The following is a 19151-nucleotide window of genomic DNA, read 5'->3' as shown; positions in this document are numbered from 1 at the left end:
CAAATAAAGTTGAAAAAATGTTATCAAATACTTATCTATTATTGACTTTTTTGGTGCAACAACGTTCAATGGAGACTCTTTCTGCCATGGGATAATGGTTGAAAAGGAAGAGGAGCGTAACCCAGGCAGATGACTAGTGGATCCCGAGATCCCAAACTTGTCATTCAGGGGGAGTTACGCCGAGATGGGTAAATGCTCGGAAATTTATCGCATCGGTTGTTCAGGTTGAATCCTGGCAACTGTCACTGAGTACCTCACTTAGTGAAGAGCTTCTAAGATTTACATGGTCACGATTCAAGGGCCTGTTGATCTTTGGTGATTAAATTTTGTTCGATATAAAAGCATTTTAGGCAAGGCAAGCCGATTGAAGCCTAGTATTCTAAGTAAATGAGGCTTAACGAAGTATAAAACGCTTTTAGCCGAACCCGTTGGGCAGCGTTTGTTGGTCATTGCTACTGTCTTATCGGCTTCTCGTGTAGGCTAGCTACACCACGAAGCCTCTGCCTTGTAGAAAAACCCAACAATTCGCTGCAAAAATCATCACCAAAGTTCAACAGGCCCTAGTAATTCACTTCTATGTATTTCCCCCGCTCTAAGAAATCTCTCTTCAACATTGGACGTTTGCTTATTGATATCAATAAGCTTTATTTGAGAATTATGGGAGACAATGCCGTGAGCGCATTTAACGTAGCAAAGTTTGGTGGCACCAGTGTGGCGAATTTCGAAGCCATGAGTCGCTGTGCCGCAATTATTGAAGAAAACCCGTCAACTAAATTGGTTGTTAGTAGTGCCTGTTCTGGCGTGACTAACTTATTGGTTGAGTTAGCGCTTGGGATACAAAACTCGGATGATCGCCTTGCGACTTTAGAAAAAATTCGTGCGATTCATTACAGCATTATCGAGCAATTTTCCGATCAAGAAAAAACGCGACATGCGGTTGATACAATTTTAACTACTCTTTCTAGCATGGCTGAAGCAGCTTCATTTCAATCGAGCGATAAACTCACCGATCATATCGTTGCCTGTGGCGAGTTAATGTCGACCCACATTTTAACTCAGCTTATGGTTGAGCGCGGCATCAACGCGGTACGATTTGATATTCGAGACGTATTACGTACCAATTCTGATCATGGAAAAGCTGAACCAATTGTTGCCGATATTTCTACTCTGGCACAACAAAAGCTTAGCCCACTTTGCCAGCAACATGTCGTGATCACCCAAGGTTTTATTGGTAGTGATGCCGATGGCAATACCACAACGCTTGGTCGTGGTGGTAGTGATTACAGCGCAGCATTAATTGCCGAGGCAGTTAAAGCCTCTGGTTTAGAGATTTGGACGGATGTTCCGGGAATCTACACTACCGATCCTCGTATTGCTCCGAAAGCCACTCCGATTCCTGAAATTAGCTTTAGTGAAGCCTCTGAAATGGCCAACTACGGTGCGAAAATCTTACATCCTTCGACTTTACTTCCTGCGCTTCGCCACCAGATCCCTGTATTCGTAGGTTCTTCTCGCGAGCCAGAAAAAGGGGGGACTTGGATCCGAAAACAAGTAGAAAGCGCGCCACTATTCCGAGCATTAGCGTTACGTAATAACCAAACTATGGTGACATTACGTAGTCCAGACATGTTCCAAACTTACGGTTTCTTGGCTCAAGTATTTAATATCTTAGCGAAATATCAGATCTCAGTAGACTTGATCACAACGTCAGAAGTCAGTGTGTCATTAACTCTAGATCAAACCAATACATCCGGCCAAGCTCCAGAACTACCAGCAGAGGTTCGCACAGAACTAGAACAACTCTGCCTAGTTGAAGTGGAATATAACCTAAGCCTAGTCGCCTTAATCGGTAACAAAATGAGCGCCAAAAAAGGCTACGCTAAACAAGTATTCAGCGCACTAGAAGATTTTAACTTACGTATGATTTGTTACGGCGCAAGCCCGCATAATCTTTGCTTCCTAATTGGCGCAGAAGAAGCAAAAAATGCGGTAGAAATGTTGCACCGGGAGTTGTTTGAATAAAGGTAGCTAGGTTTCTAGTCCCTAGTTTCTAGGGAAAGAAGCCCTAGGGAGTAATTAAAACTTACTTTCCATTTTTACTCAGAAAATACAATTTAAGTATTTAGATAAGTGAAAGGCGATAACTGATTATAGGTTATCGCCTTTATTTTTAGCAGCCTAAAGAGTTGAACTCATAGGAAAGACTAACAGCTTTCAGAACCTAGGGACTAGGAACTAGAAACCGCTCTTCCCTGCCTTTAACTTAAATTCGGCCCTAGCCATTTCTCCATTTCCACTTCATCCCAGCCTTTACGCTGTGCGTATTCTTCCGCTTGATCTTGTTGAATTTGCGCTATCGCAAAGTAACGTGAATCGGGATGAGAGAAATACCAGCCTGACACTGAAGCGCCCGGCCACATTGCATAACTAGAGGTCAAAGACATACCGATGGTTTCTTCAACGTTGAGAAGCTCCCACAAGCTGCCTTTTTCAGTATGTTCAGGACAAGCAGGATAACCTGGCGCAGGGCGGATACCTTGGTACTTTTCACGGATCAAATCATTATTGGTTAGATTCTCATCCGGTGCATAACCCCAAATATCTTTACGCACTTGTTCATGCATATATTCTGCAAACGCTTCGGCTAAACGGTCGGCTACCGCTTGGATCATGATGGCATTAAAGTCATCACCTTGCGCTTTATAAGCATCAGCTAATTCGCGCTCACCAATACCACCAGTAACCGCAAAGGCACCAATCCAATCCGCTTTATCACTGTCTTTTGGGGCAATGTAGTCTGATAAACAGTAGTTCGGGCCTTTTGGCTTTTCGGTTTGTTGACGAAGGTTGTGCAACACTTTAATCACGTCGGTACGAGTTTCGTCTGCATAGACTTCGATATCATCACCCACACTATTCGCAGGGAACATTCCGCACATACCGCTCGCTTTTAGAATGCCTTCTTGCTCGATTTGATCTAAGAAAACATTGGCATCTTCATACAAACGCTTCGCTTCTTCACCGACTTCTTCATGGTCAAAAATCGATGGGTACTTACCCATTAATCCCCAAGTTAAGAAGAACGGTGTCCAGTCGATGTACTGACGTAAAATCGCCGTATCAATATGTTCAAATACATGCATACCCGGTTTAACCGGAGCCGGTGGTGTGTAAGCTTGCCAGTCAATATTCACCTTATTGGCGCGAGCTTGCTCTAACGTTACTGGCTTAGTACGCGGACGCTTACGTGCGTGTTGCTCACGCACACGGTCGTAATCTAGGTTTAATTTTTCAACAAAGGCTGGACGTAAAGTGTCAGAAAGCAGAGCTGAACATACCCCAACAGCCCTAGAAGCATTGTTTACATACACCACTGGTTGAGAGTAGTTTTGCTCAATTTTCACCGCGGTGTGGGCTTTTGAGGTTGTTGCCCCACCAATCAGTAATGGCAAGTCAAAACCTTGACGCTCCATCTCTTTAGCCACATGCACCATTTCATCAAGTGATGGCGTAATAAGACCAGATAAACCAATAATATCAACGTTTTCTTCTTTGGCGACTTTCAAGATAGTTTCGGTTGGCACCATCACACCAAGGTCGATGATTTCGTAGTTATTACATTGCAACACTACTCCAACGATGTTTTTACCAATATCGTGTACATCCCCCTTTACTGTCGCCAGTAAGATCTTACCGTTAGTTTGTCCAACTTGTTTTTCAGCATTGATAAAAGGCTCTAAATAAGCCACCGCTTGTTTCATCACACGCGCCGACTTTACTACTTGAGGAAGGAACATTTTACCTTCACCAAATAAGTCACCGACCACGTTCATGCCATCCATCAACGGCCCTTCAATTACCTCAAGAGGTTTGGCAGCTTTAGTTCGAGCTTCTTCGGTATCTTCAACAATAAACTCTGTAATACCTTTTACTAATGCATGCTCAAGACGCTTTTCTACTTCCCAAGTACGCCATTCTAATAGAGCAGGATCTTCCGCTTTGCCTACGCCATTTGAACGATATTGTTCGGCAAGTTCGAGTAAGTTTTCAGTCGCATCAGAATGACGGTTAAGTACCACGTCTTCCACCGCATTACGCAGTTTTTCCGGTACGTTATCGTAAATTTCCAATTGGCCTGCGTTAACGATTCCCATATCCATACCGCGTTTAAAACAGTGATAGAGGAATACCGCATGAATCGCTTCACGTACGTAGTTATTGCCACGGAATGAGAAAGAAACGTTAGAGACACCCCCAGAGATCATTGCATAAGGGAGATCGCGTTTAATATCACCGACAGCTTCAATAAAATCGACGGCGTAGTTATTGTGCTCATCAATACCGGTCGCGATGGCAAAAATATTAGGGTCAAAAATCACATCTTCTGGTGGGAAGCCCACTTCATCAACCAGAATACGGTAAGCCTTAGTACAAATTTCGGTTTTACGTTCACGAGTATCGGCTTGACCCACTTCATCGAATGCCATCACGATCACTGCCGCGCCATAGCGACGGATCAATTTGGCTTGCTCAATAAAGTTCTCAACCCCTTCTTTCATTGAGATAGAGTTGACGATGCCTTTGCCTTGCACGCATTTCAAGCCAGCTTCAATAACGTCCCATTTAGAGGAATCAACCATAATAGGTACTTTAGAGATTTCTGGCTCAGAGGCACATAGATTCAGGAAGCGTTCCATACAAGCTTTGGCATCGAGCATTCCTTCATCCATATTGATATCGATGATTTGCGCGCCATTGGCTACTTGTTCACGAGCCACATCAAGCGCTTCATCATATTGCTCTTCAACAATCAGACGCTTGAACTTAGCAGAACCGGTTACGTTAGTACGCTCACCAACGTTCACAAATAATGAATCTTTATCTATGGTAAGCGGTTCTAGACCCGATAGGCGACAGGCTTTTGGTAGTTCAGGCAATGCGCGAGGTTTTACCCCTTCAACAACACGTGCCATCTGACGAATATGTTCAGGTGTAGTACCACAACAACCACCCACCATATTTAAGAAACCACTTTCTGCCCACTCTTGAATGTGCTTAGCCATTTCACGAGGCTCAAGATCATATTCACCAAAGGCATTTGGCAGGCCAGCATTCGGGTGAGCAGAAACATGACTTTCTGAAATGCGCGATAGTTCTTCAACATATTGACGTAGTTCATTCGGTCCTAGTGCGCAGTTGAGGCCAAATGACAGCGGCTCAACATGACGTAGTGCATTATAAAATGCTTCCGTGGTTTGCCCTGACAGCGTACGGCCAGAGGCATCTGTAATGGTGCCAGAAATCATTACTGGCAATTTGAAGCCAAGTTCATCAAACACACTTAACACCGCGAAAGCACAAGCCTTGGCATTTAAGGTATCAAAGATGGTTTCAATCATAATGATATCTGCGCCACCTTCGATTAGCGCGCGAGTAGATTCAGAGTAAGCAGTCACTAACTCATCAAAGCTGACATTACGAAAGCCAGGGTCATTTACATCAGGAGAAATTGAGCAGGTACGATTAGTTGGCCCTAGAACGCCGGCAACAAACCTTGGTTTATTTGGCGTTTTTGCTGTCCATTCATCAGCCGCTTCACGCGCAAGTTTCGCCGCAGCAAAGTTTATCTCTGCACTTAAGCTTTCCATGTCGTAATCAGCCATCGCGATAGTGGTGGCATTGAAGGTATTGGTTTCTAGAATATCAGCACCAGCAGCTAAGTAGTCACTGTGCAGCTCTTTAATTAACTGCGGTTGAGTTAAAACCAATAAGTCGTTATTACCTTTAAGGTCACTATGCCAATCCGCAAAACGTTCTCCTCGATAATCATTTTCTTGCAATTGATGAGACTGGATCATGGTTCCCATGCCACCATCAATCAATAAAATTCGAGATTTTAATAACGTTTGAATTTGATGTTTTACTTCATTGTGATGAGAATTTGCGCTTCCAGCCACGATATAACCTCTTTCCTTAAGTCTTTGATATACCCAAGTGACTTCAAGTTGCAGAATTCAGAGATTCATCCAGCCCTTTAGGCAAGGAAGATTGGAAAGGAATGTAATCACCTTTCAAACCAATCTGACGCCGTATAAAGAGCTAGTTAAAACAAGCTTTATACTGCATTAAATTGAATAGAGATTGAACAACTATGATCGTATTCAATTTGCCTTGCCTAAAGCTTGTTTTATTCTTGCTGAAACTTGCCACTTGAAGTTACTTGGATATACATCCTAACATAGAAATCTAGACGTCTAAAATAAGTTTTAAATATCTAATATATCCTTTTTAACATGCTTTTTATCTGCTTTATTCCAATCTTGTTAAAAATATATTGATATTTATTGATAAGCGCATGAAAATTGCAAAATTACAGTTTGTTACATTAGTCAAGGTTAAACTATGTCGGTCTATAATACCCTTTGCTTCCTATCGTTTGCTGCGATGGTGATTGCATTGATTAACAGTAAATTTGGTCGCCTACAAACGACAATTGCTATTACAGCGGGCTCTATGATGCTCTCTCTAATTATTATTATTGCAGGTTATAGCGGCTGGTTTAACCTTATCGATATCGCTTCAAAAACAATAACGGAAATTAATTTTGAGAGTTTCCTATTAAATGGTGTGCTTGGTTTTTTGCTATTTGCAGGTGGTCTAGGTATCAAGTTACCGCATTTTTCTGATCAAAAATGGGAGATTGCCATCCTTGCTTTTGGTGGCACTTTATTCTCTACTTTCTTTATTGGTTTCAGTTTATATGCGATTTGTGATGCAATTAACATTCACATTGATTTGATCTACTGCATCCTGTTTGGTGCACTTATCTCGCCAACCGATCCCATTGCAGTACTGGCCATTGTTAAAAAACTCCAAGCACCGCAACGTATTTCAACTCAAATTGAAGGCGAATCTCTTTTTAATGATGGTATTGGATTAGTTATTTTCGTTACTATCTTTACTGTTGCCTTCAGTGGCCAGGCTCCTACCCCTGGCGGCGTACTAACATTATTCTTACAAGAAGCAGTAGGTGGTATTGCCTACGGTCTTGTTCTAGGTCTCATATTCCACTACCTAATCAGTTCAACCAACGATCACTCAATGGAATTATTGTTGATGATCTGTATTCCAACCGCCGGTTACGCTTTTGCTGAAACCCTTGATGTATCAGGCCCATTGGCGATGGTTGTTTCTAGTATAATGATAGGTAACTGGACACGCTATGTTGGATTTTCTAAAGAAAGTACCGAGCACATGGATCACTTCTGGGAACTAATTGATGAATTCCTCAACGGTATCCTATTCTTACTTATTGGTATGTCGTTATTATTATTCGAGTTTCACTCAGAAGATTGGATCATGATGGCCATTGCAATACCACTGGTTCTACTGTCACGCTTCTTAAGTGTTTGGATTCCATTTATCGGCTTTAAGCGTTTTAGAACTTACAACAAATGGTCAGTAAAAATCCTAACTTGGGGGGGGCTACGTGGTGGTTTAGCACTGGCTATGGCACTATCGATTCCACATGATAAGTACTTTGTAACCGATGGTAATATTGATATTAAAGAGATCATCATGGTGATGACCTATGCGGTAGTGGTATTCTCGATCCTAATTCAAGGCTCAACGATTACCCCAATGATCAATAAAGCCAAAGTGGTACAAAAACAAATGGAAGAAGCGGATCAACTACGCGCGCAAGTAGAAGCGGATTCGCAAGATCAGGAAAATAAGCCAAGTTAATTAATACCAATCACAACGCTTCACAAAAAAAGCAGCATAACGTTAAGGCGTAATTCCAAATAGTTATGCTGCTTTTTTATTACTACTAAGTTTATCGATACTAAACTGTACTAAGACTTTATTTATCAATCATCTTTAGTAAAATTCTCTATCGAAAAATGGTCAAGATCGTAAGGCGTTTGCTGGTAAACACAGTAATTTAACCAATTAGAAAATAACAAATGACCATGACTTCTCCAACTGGCAATCGGTGGATTATCTGGATTATCATTTGGATAATAGTTCACAGGAATTGCAGGCTCCATCCCTTCAGCTAGATCTCGCACATATTCATTGTGTAGAGTATGAGAATCATATTCGGGGTGTCCTGTGACAAATACATGTCGTTTATCTTTGCTACTCGCGAGGTAAACGCCAGCATCCTCAGAAGTGGCTAAAATATCTAAAGTTGTATGTTCAGATAAGTATTCAGCGGTAAAGTCGGCATAGCGAGAGTGAGGCGCTAAGAAGTTATCATCAAATCCTCTAACTACCGGATGAAACTCGCTAACCACATCATGATGATACACACCTGATAGCTTCTCTTTACGCGTACGTTTCGGCAAGTTATACAGAAGCTTTAAGCCTGCTTGCGCTGCCCAACAAACATATAATGTAGACGTTACGTGATCTTTAGCCCATGACATTATCGTCTGTAAATGATCCCAATAAACCACATCTTCAAATTGTACTAGCCCTAATGGTGCGCCCGTAATAATCAAACCATCAAAGTTTCGGTTTTTTACTGTATCAAATTGACGATAAAAATTATTCAAATGTTCTGTTGGGGTATTTTTACTTGGGCGGTCATCAATACGCAGCAGTTCAATATCAACTTGTAACGGACTATTTGAAAGTAAACGTAAGAACTGAGTTTCCGTCTCAATTTTTTTCGGCATCAAATTTAAGATCAACACTTTAAGTGGACGGATCATCTGCGTAGTTGCACGAGTCTCCGACATAATAAAGATTCTTTCCTGACGTAAAATATCAGAAGCAGGAAGTTGATCGGGAATCTTGATTGGCATTGCACTCTCTCCATAAGCAATCTAGACGTCTAAACACCTACGAGTATATCAAGACAAATTGGAATGTCGAGAAGGAATATTTAGAAGGTCTTTCAAGCTTATTTATACCAATCACATTAATTAGGTGATCAAAAATTGCGCTGAGAAAAGGCTTGAGAACAAGGCTGAAATTTTTTGGTAAGTAGTTATTTTACAAAAATAATTTCTAACGCAGTTATCGAGTCTTTTAGCAAGCAAGGATGAGTAAATAATTAATACGATTGGTATTAGACTCATTAGATTAAGTTTAGCGCTAAAAAAAGCAGCGCATTAAGTGCGCTGCTTTTGAAAAGGAAATGATTTAGTTATCACTACTTAACAATAGTTAAACTCGGACGACCTTTAGGTTTCGGTGCTTCAGATTCATTAGTAGCTGACGCTTCAGGAGCTTCATCGCTTAAGTCATCAACACTTGATAGTGAAGATACTGGCTCTTCTTCGATACCAGCCTCCATTTCAGCAGTGTAAGCACTTTCAGGTTCAAACATAGTTCCAGCGCCATTTTCACGTGCATAGATAGCTTGTACCGCATACATAGGAACAATGACTGAATGTGGACGGCCGCTAAAGCGAGCATTGAACATAATGGCATCATTACTGATTTCTAAGTTACCAACCGCTCGTGGCGCAACATTCAAAATAATTTGTCCATCTTGTACAAACTCTACCGGTACACGAACACCAGGTAATGTTGCTTCCACGACTAGGTGTGGTGTCAATTCATTATCCACTAACCATTCATAAAACGCACGTACCAAATAAGGGCGCCTTGGTGTCATTTTGTCCATATCCATGATTAACGAACCAAACGCATTTCTCGTTCAGCTTCTGTTAATGAAGCTAAGAATGAATCACGCTCAAACACACGGCTCATGTAGATTTTTAATTCTTTTGAACCTGGGCCTGATAGCTCAATGCCAAATGTCGGTAAACGCCATAATAATGGTGCTAAATAGCAGTCGATTAAACTAAATTCTTCACTCATAAAGTGCTCATATTCAGCAAAAACAGGGGCTAAAGTTAACAAGTCATTACGTAGTTTAGTACGAGCTGCATCCGCTTCTTCCGGTGTACCTGAAACAATTTTCTCTGCTTGTGAATACCAGTTACGTTCGATACGGTACATCATCAAACGACTATTACCACGAGCAACAGGATAAACCGGCATTAAAGGTGGGTGAGGGAAGCGTTCATCAAGGTATTCCATGATGATATTTGAGTTATATAATGCAAGTTCACGATCGACTAAAGTCGGAACTGACTTGTAAGGGTTTAATTCAATAAGTTCAGTTGGTAAGTTATCTTCTTCAACTAACTCAACTTCAACACTAACCCCTTTTTCGGCTAGAACAATACGAACCTGATGGCTATACATATCTGAAGCACTTGAAAATAGAGTCATCACAGAACGTTTATTGGCAGCTACAGCCATTGAGAAGCCCTCCAGCACACTTAAAAATAAAAAAGAATGGAGGCTCAATGCCCCCATTACATAAAAATTAGCAAGGAATTTTAGCACAAATATTTACATTCAGGCTAATTTTTATTCCTAAGCCTTATTGATTATAGCTTAACAAGCCTCTGCTATTAGTGAACATCACGCCAATATTCTTTCTTCAATAAGACCACTACGATAGTAAAGATTACTAAGAAAGCCATTACCCACCAACCTAGTGCATGGCGTTCAAGCTTCACAGGATCGCCAGAATACTCAAGGAAGTTAACCAAATCACGGACAGTGTTGTCATACTCTTCCGTGGTTAACTCACCCATTTTGACGATTTTAGTTCCCATAACGACTTGATGTTCTTCACCATCAACGATCGTGGTTTCAAATACAGGCTCTGGGATCCCTTGTAAGCCTTCCAGTACATGTGGCATACCAACATTAGGGAAAGTTGTATTATTCACCCCAAATGGACGAGATGGATCGGCGTAAAAACTGCGTAAATATGTATACAACCAATCAACACCACGTACTCGAGCGACTAAAGTTAAATCTGGTGGCGGAGTACCAAACCATTTACCAGCGTCTTCCTCAGGAATAGCATTGGTCATCAAGTCACCGATTTTCGCATTAGGATCAAATACTAGATTTTCCATCATTAAATCATCAGGAATACCTAAATCCGTCGCGACACGTTGATAACGTTGATATTGCGTTGAATGACACCCTGCGCAATAACTCATAAAGGTTTGAGCACCACGTTGTAAAGATGCTTTGTCCGTTAAGTCATTATTAGCACTGTCTAAATGTACATTTCCACCTGCAGCCATTCCAGAGAATGGCAACATAATAGTCAAAAGTCCTACAATCCACTTTTTCATTTGAATGTTACCCTCTCTGGCAATGGTTTCGTCGCTTCATTTTTACTATAAAAATACAGTAGAACGAAGAACATGAAATATCCTAGGCTAAAGATCTGTGATAACAAAGTATACAGAGGTGTTGCTGGTAAAGTACCTAAAATACCCAAGCCAATAAAACACACCACAAACTGGATAATATTTAATAAATGCCACTTGCTGCGGTAGCGGTATGAACGTACTTTACAACGGTCAAACCAAGGCAGTAAGAATAGGAATAAAATCGATGCCCCCATTGCCGCCACACCAATTAATTTATCAGGAACCGCACGTAAAATTGCGTAAAATGGTGTGAAATACCATACTGGTGCAATATGCTCAGGTGTTTTTAGCGGGTTAGCAGCTTCAAAGTTAGGCGGCTCAAGGAAATATCCTCCCATTTCAGGGTTAAAGAACAGCACATAGCTAAAGAAAAACAAGAAACCAGCCACACCCACTAAGTCTTTAACCGTACCATAAGGATGGAAAGGGACCGAGTCGATAATGTTGTATTTTTTCGTAAACTGCTTATGGAATTTAAACTGAGTCTTATGTTCGCCGTTATCATCTGGCGCTTTAGGAATCTTAGTATCAATACCATCTGGATTGTTTGAACCTACTTCGTGCAAGGCTAGTACGTGTAAAACAACCAATAGCAATAATACAATCGGTAATGCAATCACGTGCAGTGCAAAGAAACGATTTAAGGTTGCGCCAGAGATAACATAGTCACCACGAATCCATAGCGTTAAATCATCACCAATAACCGGAATCGCACCAAATAGAGAAATAATTACCTGAGCCCCCCAGTAAGACATTTGTCCCCAAGGTAGCAAGTAACCCATAAAAGCTTCGGCCATCAATACTAAGAAGATCAACATACCGAAGATCCACAATAATTCACGTGGCTTTTGATACGAACCGTAGATAAGGCCACGGAACATGTGCAAGTACACCACAACAAAGAACGCAGAAGCACCGGTTGAGTGCATATAACGAAGCAACCAACCATATTGCACATCTCGCATGATGTATTCAACCGAGGCAAAAGCACCATCGCCAGAAGGAACATAATTCATGGTTAGCCAAATGCCAGTAAGGATCTGGTTAACCAATACTAACATTGCTAAAGAACCAAAAAGGTACCAAAAGTTGAAGTTCTTAGGCATTGGATATTCGGATAAGTGCTTTTTATAAGCATCCATCACAGGTAAACGTTTTTCTACCCAATCAAGTAAGGCTTGCATCAGGCTCCCTCCTCACGACTTTCGCCAATGATAATCCGTGAATCACTCAAATAACCATGCTCTGGAACCACTAGATTTAACGGTGCAGGTACCCCTTGGAATACACGCCCCGCCAAATCAAATTTTGACCCATGACATGGACAGAAAAAGCCGGATTTCACGCCTTGAACTTGCTCACTAAAAGTGTCTGGTAAATAAGTCGGTGAACAACCAAGGTGAGTACAAATACCAACCGCAACAAAGTATTCAGGCTTTATTGAACGATATTTATTTTGAGCATAACTAGGTTGTTGCTCTTGATCTGATAAAGGATCACGAAGCTTATCATCCAACGCATCTAGCTGCTCTAAAGTACTTTGAGAACGACGTACAACCCAAACCGGTTTACCTCGCCATTCAACACGAACCAACTGACCTTCTTCTATTTTACTTATATCAACTTCAACTGGAGCACCAGCCGCTTTTGCTCTTTCACTTGGATTCCAGGATTTAATAAAAGGCACAGCGACAGCCACAGCCCCTATTCCACCTACAACCGCAGTGGTGGCAGTCAAAAAGCGCCGACGGCCATTATTGATAGGCGCATTGCTCATCCAAACATCTCCCAATCTGTATTAAATACAAAAGAGTAACCCAATCCTTAGATCTTGCGACCTTTGTACTCTTAACGTGCATTTTCATTTTTTTAAAATCGATTTAGCTAACATCGACATTAATATGCTTATTATCATGCACATGTTTATAAAAATTCTTTTAAATGATAAAGAAACCGCTACATAGAGACAAGATAAAGCTACCTTTTAATAACATCTGTAACCCATATTTGTTTAGGACTTCACAAAAGCACCCAAAAACCCCAAATACAAGAAGATGAAGAATAACCAGAAAGCCTAAAAGGTCCGAAATCAATAGGATATTGCAAGATAATCAAGCCTAAATGACACATTATGTAACATTTAGATTTTAAGGAGAATTCAAAAAAACAGGCGGAATTAAAAGAAAGCATTTACTACAGAAACAAAAAAGCCCAGCCGAAGCTGAGCTTTTGTAACCACACACCAGAAAACTGGTGACGTTGATTTTGCAATACAGAGAAAACTCTGTAGAGAAAATTAACGCTTAGAGAATTGTGGTTTACGACGTGCTTTACGTAGACCAACTTTCTTACGTTCAACGCAACGAGCGTCACGCGTAACATAGCCAGCTGCGCGTAGAGCAGGACGTAGAGTTTCATCGTATTCCATAAGAGCGCGTGTGATACCGTGACGGATCGCACCAGCTTGACCAGAAATACCACCACCTTTAACAGTAATGTATAGGTCAAGTTTCTCTACCATTTCAACAAGTTCAAGAGGTTGTTTAACAACCATACGTGAAGTTGGACGACCGAAGTAGGTGTCTAGGTCACGTTTGTTGATTACGATGTTGCCGCTGCCTGGTTTGATGAAAACACGAGCAGCTGAGCTTTTGCGACGGCCAGTGCCGTAGTATTGATTCTCTGCCATTTCGATAATCCTCGATTAGATGTCTAGTACTTGTGGTTGTTGAGCAACATGGTTGTGCTCAGCGCCAGCGTAAACTTTTAGCTTACGGTACATAGCACGGCCAAGAGGACCACGTGGTAGCATACCTTTAACAGCTAGTTCAATAACCATTTCTGGCTTCTTATCAATCAGTTTTTCGAAAGAGATTGATTTTAGGCCACCAGGGAACTCAGAGTGACGGTAATAAATTTTACCTTTCGCTTTGTTACCTGTAACAGCTACTTTCTCTGCGTTTACAACGATGATGTAATCACCAGTGTCAACGTGAGGAGTGTACTCAGCTTTATGTTTGCCACGTAGGCGAGATGCAATTTCACTTGCTAGACGGCCAAGAGTTTTACCTTCAGCGTCTACAACATACCAGTCGCGTTTTACAGTTTCTGGTTTAGCAACGAAAGTTTTCATGCTAACAATACCCGTTTAATTTAAATTCATAGTTTAAGGAACAAGCAACCGCTTATTACCCTTAGGATAAGAAGCTCTAAAAGCTTATTCCCACTGTCTAAGAGTCCCATTCATCACCCCTTCGAGCCGTTGGTACTCTCGGCTTCGTTCATAGAACTTAACCTGCAGTAACGGTGGGTCGCAGGATTATAGAGAAGAGTGAGGGAAAAATCATCTATTTTTACCAAAAAACTGAGATTAATGATAAAAACCGATGAATCACTAGTTAATTCTATATTTTAGTATAGAAATCTAGCCAGCCCTTACTCACAACACAATATTAAGCCAAGTGTTCATTGGCTAAGTAATCAAGGCTCTGCATCTCAATCAAACGTGATTGGCAACGTTGGAATTCAAATTCAAGCTGCCCTTCACTATATAAAGACTCGAGTGCCACTTCCGCTGAAATAATTAACGTCACATTGCGCTCATAAAACTCATCAACTAAAGCAATAAACCGACGTGCCGCGTCATCTCTATTGCGTCCCATTTGCTTCACTTCAGAAAGTAATACTGTGTGGTACAAACGTGATATTTCAATATAATCAGACTGGCTGCGCGAGCTTTCACAAAGCTGTGAAAAGCTGGCAGACAACACGCCATCACATGCGCCTTTAACCTCAATATTACGATTATTAATCTCGACAGATTTAGTGTCTCGACATTCATCGCGGCTAAGTTGCAAATAATAGTGCTCTAAATTGGCCTGCGCTTTTTCGTCTAATGGGAAGTGATAAATTTCAGCTTGTTCAAGAGTTCGCATTCGGTAATCAATACCGCTATCAATATTCACTTCGATACATTGCTGTTCAATCAGCTTAATGGCCGGTAGAAAGCGGGCACGTTGTAAGCCATTTCGATACAGATCTTTAGGCGGAATATTTGATGTCGCCACCAGCACAATGCCACGTTCAAATAACGCTTCAAATAAAGTACCCAAAATCATTGCATCGGTAATATCGGAAACAAAAAATTCATCAAAACAAATGATATCCGCTTGTTGCTTAAACCTATCTGCAACTATCTGCAAAGGATCGCTGACATCTTTTAAACTTGAAAGCTCAGAATGTACCTTTTGCATGAAGCGATGAAAGTGCATGCGGCTCTTTTTTTCGTAAGGCAACGCATCAAAAAACAAATCCATAAGATAAGTTTTACCACGACCTACCCCACCCCAAAAATACAGACCTTTAGGCATGGTCACTTGAGCCTTCCGACCTAACAGTTTTGAAAATAAACGCAGTTTTTCTGGTGGAGTTGATACATACTCAAGAAATTGGTGATAAAGTTGATCCAGTTTCTCAACGGCATATTGTTGCGCAGGGTCATGTTGAAACCCAGAGTGTTCAATGTCGTTCTGATACTTTTGCTTAGGTGTCATCATTCAATATCATCCATGAATACGAAATAAAGTGGAATGTTGAGAAAAAATGGCCCATCTACGTTAGATGTTTTTAAGGGCAGTTTTTGCTTTATAGAGCAAGAATCTCATAGTACCATGTATTGCAAACATGTATAACATGTCGTAATAAACATGTTAAAAATCAATAGTAAGGAGCTTGTATGGCTTTTCTTTATGCTGCAGTAGGTTTGGTGATCGGTATCATTATCGGCATTATCGTGGCCCGTTTAATGACGCCAGAGTACAAGAAACACAAACAACTACAAAAAGAACTAGAAACGGCTAAATTTGAACTAGAGCAGCATCGCCAAGATCTTTCTGATCATTTTTCAAATGCCGCTGAAATGCTTGACACTCTTGGTAAGAATTATACTAAGCTTTATCAACACATGGCTCAGACTTCTACCGATCTATTGCCAAATATTCCCAAACAAGATAATCCATTTATCACTCAAACCACTGAAGAGCCATCGGAAGCACCTAGTAAGCCTGAAGAGACACCGGAAATTCAACCTAAAGATTACGCTAATGGTTCAACCGGTTTATTAAAAGAGCAACCAAAAACTTATGTTGATTCTCCAACGTTGAATAAAGCGTCATAAATCGCTCTCATTAAACGATTCATTTTTGGAACTTTGTAAAGGTTTTTAGTTCTAATATCCTTGATATTGATTTTGTTCAATAAAGGAGTATTAGAATGAAAAAACCTTTACTTGTTTTGAGCGCTATCTCATTAAGCCTCAGCGCTATCCTTACCCCTGCTTTAGCATCAGCAAGCCTTCCTTCAGTCAATGGCCAACAAACACCTAGTCTAGCGCCTATGCTAGAACAAGTAACACCTGCAGTTGTTTCAGTGTTAGTTGAAGGTAAAAAAAATGCCATAAATCAATCTATCCCTGAGCAATTTCGCTTTTTCTTTGGCCCTGACTTTCCTTCACAATCTCTACCTGAGAGACAATTTAGAGGATTAGGCTCAGGGGTTATTATTGATGCTAAAAATGGCTACATCGTCACTAACTACCATGTCATCAATGATGCCGATAAGATTCTCGTGTCCCTGTCAGATGGAAGAGAAGTGAAAGCTACGTTGATTGGTGGCGATAAGTTATCCGATATTGCGATCATCAAACTCGACAAAAAAATATCCGACCTCGTGCAAATCAAAATGTCCGACTCAGATCAATTACGTGTCGGTGATTTTGCTGTGGCGATTGGCAACCCATTTGGGCTGGGACAAACTGTGACTTCTGGCATTATTTCTGCGCTAGGACGTAGTGGACTCAACATTGAAAACTTTGAAAACTTTATTCAAACCGATGCGGCTATTAATACCGGTAACTCGGGTGGTGCTTTGGTGAACCTCAACGGGGAACTTGTCGGAATCAATACTGCAATCCTTGGACCAAGTGGCGGTAACGTGGGTATTGGTTTTGCCATTCCCTCCAACATGGTAAAAAACCTAACCGAGCAAATTATTGAATTCGGCGGCGTAAAACGAGGTATCTTAGGGATTCAAGGTGGAGAAATTACCCCTGACCTTGCCGAAGCCATGGGTTATAACAGTAGTAAAGGTGCATTTGTCAGCCAAGTGCTGCCAGAGAGCGCAGCCGAGAAAGCGGACCTACAAGCAGGTGATGTGATCACTTCCATAAATGATAAAAACATTGATACTTTCGGAGAGCTTAGAGCAAAAATTGCCACTATAGGAGCAGGCAAAACCGTCAAAATTGGATTAATTCGTGATGGTAAAGCGTTATCTAAAACGGTGACCCTTGGCGAAGCCGAACAAATTCAAGCCAGTGCTAGTGATATTCACCCAGGGTTAGAAGGGGCGAAATTCAGCAATACCGACAGTAGTGATAGTATTTCAGGAATTAAAATTACCGATATTGCCAAAGGTTCTCCAGCCGAAGCCTATCAACTACAACAAGGCGATATTATCATTGGTGTTAATCGAACTCGCGTGAAAAACCTAGCGCAAATGAAAAAAGTGCTCGATCAAAAAACCAATATTCTGGCTTTAAATATCCAACGAGGTAATCGAACCATTTATCTTGTGGTGAAATAGAACTTTCCTAAACAATACCATCCAAATATAAAGCCGAACCGAAAGAGAAGTTTATAATCACTTGGCTATAACAATAAACTTCTCTTTTCTTTGCTTTCCATCCAGTGCTATTCTTTGCCGAATCATCTCTTTTCTAATTCTGCCTATTTGAGGAAAAAATGCTTAAATTTTTGCTTCGACCTATTCTTATCGGGCTAGCAACAGCAGCGGTCATTCTTATTGCCGCTCCTTCATTACGTCAGGGTTTAGTTCCTATCGAAACCAAATCTAAAGCTGAAAACATCGAGGATATTCAGGTTTCGTTTAGCCATGCTGTACATCGTGCAGGACCTGCAGTAGCGAATATTTACAGTCGAAAATATGTTGAAGGCGATCGGTTAAAGCTTAAAACTCAAGGGCTTGGTTCTGGGGTTATCGTCTCAGATAAAGGCTACATCATTACCAACTACCACGTCGTCGCACAAGCCGATCAAATCGTAGTCGCATTGCAAGATGGCCGAGTATCGAGCGCCCAATTAGTGGGATCAGATAAACGAACCGATATCGCGGTACTCAAAGTTGAAATGACTAATCTACCGGTTATTCCACAAAATTCGCACAATAAGACCAAAGTTGGCGATATTGTTTTAGCCATCGGTAACCCTTACAACCTAGGTCAAACCACCACATTTGGTATTATTTCTGCTATTGGCCGATCCTCTGTTAGCTCCGATGGCCGCCAAGCACTCATCCAAACAGATGCGGCTATTAATAAAGGTAACTCGGGGGGCGCATTAGTAAACACTCGTGGTGAGCTTATCGGGATTAATACCGCTTCATTTCAACAAGCGACCGATCTCGAAACTTATGGAATATCCTTCGCTATTCCCTACCCTTTGGCTTATAAAATCATGACCAAAATTATTGCTGATGGTCGGGTGATCCGCGGTTACATAGGGATTGATGGTCAAGACATGAACGCGGTGGCCGCACGCCTACTCGGCATTGATCATGTTAGTGGTATTATTGTACTAAGCATTGCCGAAGGTGGGCCAGCAGACAAAGCCGGCCTAAAAGAAAAAGATGTGATTGTCGCTATTGATGACAATAAAGTACTTAACAGCCAAAGCGTCATGGAAATGATCACCGAATTGAGACCTGGTACTACGGTTGATTTTGATGTACTACGCGATGGTAAAACCATCACACTACCTGTGACTATCGAAGAAGATCCTAGGGATTAAGTCGTTCAAGTCCTTATTAACTTTA

General features: G+C 41.2%; 15 protein-coding genes and 1 riboswitch. Of the genes, 5 read left to right on the top strand and 10 right to left on the bottom strand.

Features of this window, described 5'->3' with window-relative positions; all coding sequences use genetic code 11:
- Positions 1 to 99: 99 nt before the first annotated feature.
- A riboswitch (Lysine riboswitch) is annotated at positions 100 to 280 on the top strand.
- Positions 281 to 672: 392 nt separating this feature from the next.
- Positions 673 to 2022 carry a lysine-sensitive aspartokinase 3 gene (gene lysC, locus ACE3G9_RS03350; protein ID WP_449218477.1) on the top strand — a complete coding sequence of 450 codons (1350 nt, stop codon included), beginning with the start codon at positions 673 to 675 and terminating at the stop codon, positions 2020 to 2022.
- 236 nt (positions 2023 to 2258) lie between these two features.
- On the opposite strand, the gene metH is transcribed toward lysC, so the two are convergent.
- Positions 2259 to 5957, bottom strand: a complete 3699-nt coding sequence (gene metH, locus ACE3G9_RS03345; protein ID WP_449218476.1) for a methionine synthase — start codon at positions 5955 to 5957, stop codon at positions 2259 to 2261.
- 445 nt (positions 5958 to 6402) lie between these two features.
- On the opposite strand from metH, the gene ACE3G9_RS03340 reads away from it, so the two are divergent.
- Positions 6403 to 7746 carry a cation:proton antiporter gene (locus ACE3G9_RS03340; RefSeq protein WP_449218475.1) on the top strand — a complete coding sequence of 448 codons (1344 nt, stop codon included), beginning with the start codon at positions 6403 to 6405 and terminating at the stop codon, positions 7744 to 7746.
- A 125-nt stretch (positions 7747 to 7871) separates the two neighbouring features.
- Here the strand turns inward: ACE3G9_RS03340 and metA are convergent, their stop codons facing one another.
- The 9 genes from metA to zapE all read right to left on the bottom strand — a co-directional run bounded on the left by metA (position 7872) and on the right by zapE (position 15814).
- The gene (gene metA / locus ACE3G9_RS03335; RefSeq protein ID WP_449218474.1) at positions 7872 to 8813 is read right to left on the bottom strand and encodes a homoserine O-succinyltransferase MetA; all 942 of its coding nucleotides are present in this window, start codon (positions 8811 to 8813) and stop codon (positions 7872 to 7874) included.
- 350 nt (positions 8814 to 9163) lie between these two features.
- Entirely contained in the window at positions 9164 to 9646 is a 483-nt protein-coding gene (gene sspB, locus ACE3G9_RS03330) for a ClpXP protease specificity-enhancing factor (protein WP_449218473.1), read from the bottom strand.
- Positions 9647 to 9648: 2 nt separating this feature from the next.
- Positions 9649 to 10284, bottom strand: coding sequence for a stringent starvation protein SspA (gene sspA / locus ACE3G9_RS03325; protein ID WP_417880059.1), 636 nt, complete (start codon positions 10282 to 10284; stop codon positions 9649 to 9651).
- 155 nt (positions 10285 to 10439) lie between these two features.
- Entirely contained in the window at positions 10440 to 11180 is a 741-nt protein-coding gene (locus tag ACE3G9_RS03320; RefSeq protein WP_449218472.1) for a cytochrome c1, read from the bottom strand.
- Entirely contained in the window at positions 11177 to 12445 is a 1269-nt protein-coding gene (locus ACE3G9_RS03315) for a cytochrome b (protein ID WP_449218471.1), read from the bottom strand. Before ACE3G9_RS03315 ends, ACE3G9_RS03320 begins: the two co-directional genes overlap by 4 nt.
- Entirely contained in the window at positions 12445 to 13038 is a 594-nt protein-coding gene (gene petA / locus ACE3G9_RS03310) for a ubiquinol-cytochrome c reductase iron-sulfur subunit (RefSeq protein WP_449218470.1), read from the bottom strand. Before petA ends, ACE3G9_RS03315 begins: the two co-directional genes overlap by 1 nt.
- Before the next feature lie 519 nt (positions 13039 to 13557).
- Positions 13558 to 13950, bottom strand: a complete 393-nt coding sequence (gene rpsI, locus ACE3G9_RS03305) for a 30S ribosomal protein S9 (RefSeq protein WP_027697786.1) — start codon at positions 13948 to 13950, stop codon at positions 13558 to 13560.
- A 15-nt stretch (positions 13951 to 13965) separates the two neighbouring features.
- Positions 13966 to 14394 carry a 50S ribosomal protein L13 gene (rplM, locus tag ACE3G9_RS03300; protein ID WP_017024950.1) on the bottom strand — a complete coding sequence of 143 codons (429 nt, stop codon included), beginning with the start codon at positions 14392 to 14394 and terminating at the stop codon, positions 13966 to 13968.
- A 319-nt stretch (positions 14395 to 14713) separates the two neighbouring features.
- The gene (gene zapE, locus ACE3G9_RS03295; RefSeq protein WP_417880137.1) at positions 14714 to 15814 is read right to left on the bottom strand and encodes a cell division protein ZapE; all 1101 of its coding nucleotides are present in this window, start codon (positions 15812 to 15814) and stop codon (positions 14714 to 14716) included.
- Positions 15815 to 15996: 182 nt separating this feature from the next.
- On the opposite strand from zapE, the gene zapG reads away from it, so the two are divergent.
- From zapG to degS, 3 genes are all read left to right on the top strand, one after another.
- On the top strand, positions 15997 to 16437 hold the full coding sequence (zapG, locus tag ACE3G9_RS03290) for a Z-ring associated protein ZapG (protein ID WP_417880055.1): 441 nt from the start codon (positions 15997 to 15999) through the stop codon (positions 16435 to 16437).
- A 95-nt stretch (positions 16438 to 16532) separates the two neighbouring features.
- Entirely contained in the window at positions 16533 to 17903 is a 1371-nt protein-coding gene (locus ACE3G9_RS03285) for a Do family serine endopeptidase (protein ID WP_449218469.1), read from the top strand.
- A 158-nt stretch (positions 17904 to 18061) separates the two neighbouring features.
- Positions 18062 to 19126 (top strand): outer membrane-stress sensor serine endopeptidase DegS, encoded by a 1065-nt coding sequence (gene degS / locus ACE3G9_RS03280; RefSeq protein WP_417880053.1) that lies wholly within the window; start codon positions 18062 to 18064, stop codon positions 19124 to 19126.
- Positions 19127 to 19151: the final 25 nt, after the last annotated feature.

This window comes from Vibrio sp. E150_018 (genome assembly GCF_053544035.1).
The sequence above is the reverse complement of the archived record's forward strand: the minus strand, read 5'-3'. Positions and strand labels throughout refer to the sequence as shown.

What these genes read in the sequence shown, in the direction of transcription:
- ACE3G9_RS03340 (WP_449218475.1), top strand. Translation starts at nt 6,403, where the DNA reads ATGTCGGTCTATAATACCCTTTGCTTCCTATCGTTTGCTGCGATGGTG.
- metA (WP_449218474.1), bottom strand. Translation starts at nt 8,813, where the DNA reads ATGCCAATCAAGATTCCCGATCAACTTCCTGCTTCTGATATTTTACGT.
- sspB (WP_449218473.1), bottom strand. Translation starts at nt 9,646, where the DNA reads ATGGATATGGACAAAATGACACCAAGGCGCCCTTATTTGGTACGTGCG.
- sspA (WP_417880059.1), bottom strand. Translation starts at nt 10,284, where the DNA reads ATGGCTGTAGCTGCCAATAAACGTTCTGTGATGACTCTATTTTCAAGT.
- ACE3G9_RS03320 (WP_449218472.1), bottom strand. Translation starts at nt 11,180, where the DNA reads ATGAAAAAGTGGATTGTAGGACTTTTGACTATTATGTTGCCATTCTCT.
- ACE3G9_RS03315 (WP_449218471.1), bottom strand. Translation starts at nt 12,445, where the DNA reads ATGCAAGCCTTACTTGATTGGGTAGAAAAACGTTTACCTGTGATGGAT.
- petA (WP_449218470.1), bottom strand. Translation starts at nt 13,038, where the DNA reads ATGAGCAATGCGCCTATCAATAATGGCCGTCGGCGCTTTTTGACTGCC.
- rpsI (WP_027697786.1), bottom strand. Translation starts at nt 13,950, where the DNA reads ATGGCAGAGAATCAATACTACGGCACTGGCCGTCGCAAAAGCTCAGCT.
- rplM (WP_017024950.1), bottom strand. Translation starts at nt 14,394, where the DNA reads ATGAAAACTTTCGTTGCTAAACCAGAAACTGTAAAACGCGACTGGTAT.
- zapE (WP_417880137.1), bottom strand. Translation starts at nt 15,814, where the DNA reads ATGACACCTAAGCAAAAGTATCAGAACGACATTGAACACTCTGGGTTT.
- zapG (WP_417880055.1), top strand. Translation starts at nt 15,997, where the DNA reads ATGGCTTTTCTTTATGCTGCAGTAGGTTTGGTGATCGGTATCATTATC.
- ACE3G9_RS03285 (WP_449218469.1), top strand. Translation starts at nt 16,533, where the DNA reads ATGAAAAAACCTTTACTTGTTTTGAGCGCTATCTCATTAAGCCTCAGC.
- degS (WP_417880053.1), top strand. Translation starts at nt 18,062, where the DNA reads ATGCTTAAATTTTTGCTTCGACCTATTCTTATCGGGCTAGCAACAGCA.